The sequence below is a fragment of the Microcystis sp. M31BS1 genome, from assembly GCF_020245285.1.
Taxonomy (GTDB): Bacteria; Cyanobacteriota; Cyanobacteriia; order Cyanobacteriales; family Microcystaceae; genus Microcystis; species Microcystis panniformis.
The window spans coordinates 1-6,238 of sequence record NZ_JADBVE010000372.1 but is presented as its reverse complement, the minus strand read 5'-3'; the positions used below and the strand labels follow the sequence as shown (position 1 = coordinate 6,238).

3 protein-coding genes are annotated in these 6,238 nt (G+C 44.9%); 1 reads left to right on the top strand and 2 read right to left on the bottom strand.

All coding sequences use genetic code 11. From position 1 onward, the window contains the following. Positions 1 to 1,010: 1,010 nt before the first annotated feature. Together IM509_RS20905 and speA are read right to left on the bottom strand one after the other, a co-directional pair. Complete coding sequence (locus IM509_RS20905; protein WP_052278068.1) at positions 1,011 to 3,026, bottom strand: ribonuclease catalytic domain-containing protein; 2,016 nt, start codon at positions 3,024 to 3,026, stop codon at positions 1,011 to 1,013. Positions 3,027 to 3,103: 77 nt separating this feature from the next. Beyond that, positions 3,104 to 5,143 (bottom strand): biosynthetic arginine decarboxylase, encoded by a 2,040-nt coding sequence (speA, locus tag IM509_RS20900; RefSeq protein WP_052278069.1) that lies wholly within the window; start codon positions 5,141 to 5,143, stop codon positions 3,104 to 3,106. A 271-nt stretch (positions 5,144 to 5,414) separates the two neighbouring features. Here speA and IM509_RS20895 point away from each other — a divergent pair, with 271 nt between their 5' ends. Continuing rightward, the gene (locus tag IM509_RS20895) at positions 5,415 to 5,948 is read left to right on the top strand and encodes a DUF4330 domain-containing protein (RefSeq protein ID WP_002737551.1); all 534 of its coding nucleotides are present in this window, start codon (positions 5,415 to 5,417) and stop codon (positions 5,946 to 5,948) included. The last annotated feature ends 290 nt before the right edge of the window (positions 5,949 to 6,238 follow it).

Below are 6,238 nucleotides of genomic sequence, written 5' to 3'. Positions count from 1 at the left end.
GAAAATGGCTGTACCGTTGACTGTATCTGGAGTAGAGCGATTCCGTAGAGTTGGCTGTATAGTGATCGCTAACCTGATTTTAACAGATAGTGTCATTAATCTCTAGAGTAAGGGATTCCCTCTGTAGCCATGTTTTTGCTGGTTTTCTGCCCCGAAACAAGCTATAATGGTCTAAAGGTCAAATTTGAAAATTTTTGCCTCAAACCCTATCGGCGTAAGAACTTCAGGATTTTGTGTCCAGTAGTTCATTAGTATTGTATTGCTTGAACTCAGGCTCTGTAAGACTTTTAGCCATAGCTAGTATTTTTATACGGGGGAAGTCCAGTTATATTTAATTCCACCCACCCACTTAATAAGTAGTCATGCAAAATTAATTACCTGCCCGATCGAGCTAAAACCCTTACGGGGCAATGATCGTCATGTGTAAATAATTTTGCCTAGGTACTTAGAACTCATAATTACTGTATTGCTATAATTATCGATAATAGAAAATTGCCAGAGGTATAGCGGGCGATGCGGGTTATTAGTCGTAGGATACTGCGTAATTTTTGCGTTAACCATGCTGATTCTTGCGAACCTCTTTATGATTGGTAAGTACCTAAGCAAAATTAATTACACATCTAAGCTCTCAGCCGTCAGCCTTTTGCTGATGTGAGTAAACAGTGAACTGAAAACTCAAATCCGATCCCTAATAGCTGTATCCCGTCTCGGAGTCTCGGAGTCTCCTGTATCCCGTCTCGGAGTCTCGGCGTCTGGGAGTCTCGACTAGGAAATTAATTTTGCACGACTACTTATTTGTTTTTCAGCATTGCCTTTCACGATGCTCCTCTAAATCTCTAGCTTGATTTTCTCACCTTGAGTGTGTGACTGCTCACCTCTTTGTAATAAACCTACACCTGTCAGGGGGGTGTGGGGTAGTGGAGCATTTGGCTGAAATTTCCCTAAACCCCTAAATCCCTATCACCCTATCACCCTATCACCCGACTCCTGACTCCTGACTCCGCGAGAGATTAACTTGCTTGGGAGGAGACAAAACCCGATAACTCGCGAAAACGGATCTCATCGCGGTGGGGATCAGAGCGACTAACTTGCACTTGAAAGCGATCGCCTAAAGATACCGATCGCTCAAAACGATGGGGTAATTCTAACCCCAATTCCTCCAATAAAATTAAGCCTAAATTTTCCTCTTCCCGCAGCCAGCGTAAAACCAAAGCTTGCCAGACTTGATCTCCCTGTCGTCGCAAGAATTCCAAACTCCAATAACGATTAGTTTGCCGTTCCACTGAGGTGGCTTCCAGGGCCGAACTAGCGACACTATAGAGAATTTCCTGCATTCTATCCCGGGTAAAAGGCAGTTGATCGCCCCGAAGATGGGCTTTTAGTTGAAAATGGGTCAAAAGGTCAGTATAACGGCGAATTGGCGAAGTTACTTGGGAATAGGTATTCAATCCCAGACTAGCATGACGGTTAGGAATCGTCGTCATCTCACTGCGCGGCATACAGCGACGCAAGGCACAGGAACGCACCGGGCCCGCAGGTAGTAAAATTAACTCCTCATCAGGGGGTAATTCCGGTTGTGGTTGTCCGCGGAAAGGCACAGGTATCTCGTGTTCCTGACAGTAGCGACCGGCGATTTCTCCAGCTAAAATCATCATTTCCGCCACTAATTGCCGAGATGGGGAAACCTCCTGCAATTCTATGATAATTTCGTCGTTAGCCTTCACCTTAATGGATGATTCTGGCATTTGGATGTTAATCGATCCCTGAGATTTGCGCCATGCGTGGCGTTGTTTTGCCCAACGGTTGAGAATCTTCACTTCCGGTTCATGCTGCAGATCCAGATGTAACATTTCATCCACATCTTCGTAGGTGAGGCGATAGGTGGGTTTAATTGTACTAGGATGGATCCGATAATCGGCGATCGCCCCCGTTTCATCGAGGATTACCCCAAAACTCAAGGCGGGACAAAGTTTACCCTGTACCAAACTCATTGGACCGGCGGCCAACTCTAGGGGAAACATGGGAACCATTCCCGTGGGAAGATAGAGACTGGTACTGCGACGACGCGCTTCTAGGTCTAATTCATCATCGGGAAGCACTAAACGGCTAGGATCGGCAATATGAATCCAGAGACGATGACCACCATCCGCGAGAATTTCCACCGATAATCCGTCATCGATTTCCTCGGTACTTTCATCGTCGATAGTATAAATTTTTTGGTGGGTTAAATCGAGACGATTGTTGACATCCGCATCCGCAGGGGGATTGAGTAAATTAAGACGCGTCACATCAAGTACCTTTTTCGAGAATTGAACAGGGTAGGAACTGCGTCGCAGGAAAAGGTTTTCGTGACTACTCCACCATTTCAAATCGACTAACAATTCAAAAGCAGCCTCGGGGGTTTGGGAACGGCCCAGCAGCGAGAGTATGTCCATGGCTGCTGGATATTTTTGTTCGGGTTGGAGGATAAATTTTTCTAGAGATTCCAGACGAATTCGATCGCTTTCTGACCATTCTACCGTTTCACCGGCCAGGGCCTGTTGGAGACGTTGGAGAAATTGGCCTTTTTCCCGTTGACGCTGTTGTTCCACCTCTAGCTGGTGTTTGATTTCCTCTACCTGATTTTCCGAGCGGGCCTCGTAACCATCCCCTTTATTTTTAAAATAAACTTTATCATCACTCAAGAGACAATGGGCCGCATAGCAAAACTGCGGACTGCGATCGGAAAAGAGAATCTCGGCCATGGTTTCGGGAGTGACTAACTGATTTTCCCCGGCTAATAATTCCCAGGCCACTTCTAAACCACTAGGATCTAGATAGGGTTGGACTTCCCGCAGAAAATTTCCGATCTCTTTATAGTTGGATGGACCACCCTTGATAATGTAATCGAAGCGTTGGGGACGCAGTTTATGCGGGTTTCCCCCTTGATCGATGACGATCCAATCTTTTTTACCTTCTGGGCGATCGATCACCCCTAAGCGCCTTTCTCCTTGGACTCGAAATTCTACCAGCGTTCCCTTTTCCACTGCTTCCCCTTACTGCCTATCTATTTTGTCTATTTTCTATCATCCTCGATCGATTACTCGATCGGCAAGAGCAATCATCAATCCCCACCCACTAGATAGGTATAGCGTCGCAAACTGCGTTCATAATCCTGTAGTAGTAATTGGGATTCTTCCACCGTCATGCGATTTTCCTGCAAAGCTTGTTCACAACGAAGACGAATTCTTTCTAACAGGTCTTCCGCAGAATACTGCACATAACTTAATACTTCCGTGATCGTATCTCCTTTGACTAGATACTCGATATCGTATCCCTTGGGACTCATCTGAATATGTACCACGTTAGTATCGCCAAAAAGATTATGTAAATTGCCCATAATCTCTTGATAAGCACCCACCAGAAACATTCCTAGATAATAGGGTTCTGGAGAATGTTTCCCGTTTTTGTACTCCAACGGATGCAATTCTAAAACTGATTTTATGTCCCCGCGCAAATCGATAAACTGGGCAATTTTCCCGTCACTATCACAGGTTAAATCGGCGAGAATCCCTCTTTGGGTAGGTTCTCGATCGAGACGATGGATCGGCATAATTGGAAATAGTTGATCGATCGCCCAACTATCGGGAACTGACTGAAAAACCGAGAGATTGGCATAATAAATTGAGGCCATAATTTGCTCTAAGTCTTCCAAGTCATCGGGAACATAATCCTCTTGTCGGGCCACTTGCAGAATTTTGTGACAACAAGCCCAGTACAATTGTTCGGCTCTAGCTCGTTCCTTGAGACTGAGATAACCGAAATTAAACAGACTAATCGCCTCCTCTTTGAACTGTCCCGCATCGTGATAAGCTTCCTGATAATTGCGCTCATCGATACCCGTGTAGGTTTCCCAGAGATTACGGAGGATGAGATGTTCTTTCCCATTGCTGGGATCGGGAGGATTTTGGGGAACCTCACTACTTCCCAAGATATCAAAGACTAACACCGATTGATGAGAAGCGATCGCCCGGCCACTTTCACTGATGAGAATTGGGGGTGAAATCTGGGCATCTTCACAAGCTTCCTTGACCTCAGCCACGATATCATTGGCATAATTCTGCATATTGTAGTTTTTTGAGGCGTAGAAGTTAGTTTTTGAGCCATCGTAATCGACCCCTAAACCACCCCCCACATCGAGATAGGTCATATTTGCCCCTAATTTCGCTAATTCCACATAAATCTGACTAGCTTCGCGAATAGCATCCTTAATGACGCTAATAGCGGAGATTTGCGACCCGATATGATAGTGCAGCAGTTGCAGACAATCTAACATCCCCGCTTGTTCTAATTCCGTCACTACCGTTAGGATTTCCGGGACGGTTAAACCGAATTTTGCCCGGTCTCCCGTGGAACATCCCCAACGGCCCACCCCTTTTGTCCCCAGTTTCGCACGCACTCCCAAATGTGGGGCAATTCCTAACTGACGACTGACGCGCAGGGTTAAATATAATTCTTCCAATTGTTCGATGACAATCAAAGGCCGATGACCGAGACGAGTGGTCAAAAGAGCGGTTTCGATGTATTCTTTGTCCTTATAGCCGTTACAAATTAGCAATGGTTGTGTTTTGTCATTTTTGCCGTTTAAGGCAGGTTCTAGGGTAGCTAAAGCAATCATTAGCTCAGGTTTTGAACCAGCCTCCAACCCAAATTGATAGGGTTTACCAAAACGCACTAAAGACTCGACGATGTGACGGTGTTGATTGCACTTGATCGGATAGACACCGCGATAGACATTGGGATAATTATAACGGGCGATCGCTCGGCTAAAACAGGCATTCAGGCGCTCGATCCGATCCTCAAGGATGTCACTAAACCGAATTAACAGGGGTAAACCGATATTACGCCGCTTAATCGCCGAAACTAACTCGTATAAGTCCAAAGAACCGCCCCTTTCTCCCTGAGGCGAGACGGTAATATTTCCTGCGGCATTGATCGAGAAATAGGGTTCTCCCCAGCCTTGGATGCGATAGAGATTTTCGCTATCTTCGATCGACCAATGTTTAACGGGGGCAACTTTTTCGAGGTTGTTACCGTCAGAAGGGGCCAGATCCACTGGAGATAATTGCTTTTCTTGTTTCTTAAGTTGAGTTTTACCCGCCATTGTCTATCGATCGCTCCGTGTGAGACTCCGATCTTCTATCTTAAGTCAGACTTCCTGTCTGCGACCAAGATTCCGATCGTGATAGAATTTACTAGCCGTTAGGAGGCAGGATTCAGGAGACAGGAGATAGGAGATAGGAGATTATTTGTATTTTCTCCCCATCCCCCATCACCCTAGGGTTGATTCATAGTAGGGTTGATTCATGAATCAACCCTACCCATCACCCCGTTCCCCTGTTCCCTGCTACCAAAAATTTTATAGTGAACCGCTTATGCAATTATTAGACTCAAAAGGACGTTTATTCGGTAAATTTAGCTTGCTTGATATTGGAGCGGCCTTAGTAATTTTATTGACAATTATCGGTATTTTTGTTGTACCGGGGACAAGTGGTAAAAGTACGATCGCTCAAGTTACCAAAGAACCCATAGAAGTGGATGTTATTGTCCGGGGTTTAAGTGTTCTCAATCCCAACGCCTTGATTAATCAATTTAATACCGAGAAGAAAACTAATATTGTTATTCGTAATCAACCGGCCGGTCAAGTGGATATAAAAAATGTTAAACCTTTATCGAGAAATGTCTTAGTTCCGCAGCCGGATGGTAGTGTGAAAGTCCTACCGGATCCCCGCACGGAAAACTATTCTCAAGATATGATTATGACTCTCAGTGGTCAAGCGGAAGTTACCGATACCGGTGCGGTTGTTGGCGGTCAAAAGGTGAAAATTGGCACTTTAATCGAGTTGGAAGGAGATAATTATAATTTCAACACCAGTGTTATCGATGTCCGTTTACCAAAAAGGTCTTAAACAGTGATCAGTGAGCAGTAATCAGTGAGCAGTAATCAGTGAGCAGTAATCATTGACCAGTAATCATTGACCAGTAATCAGTGAAAAGACAGTAGGAAACTTCCATGTAACACTGCTCACTTGAAAACTCAAATCTGATAACTTACGGCTCTTCGTTACTTGTTATGGTTCGATAGGGGGGCATAAATCGACTAAATCCTTATCTGGCAAGAGACTTAATTGATTAGTTCGCTCTAGAGCAAAAACAATTGACAAAAATCGCTAAATGCCTTTCTCTATAAGGGTTCCAT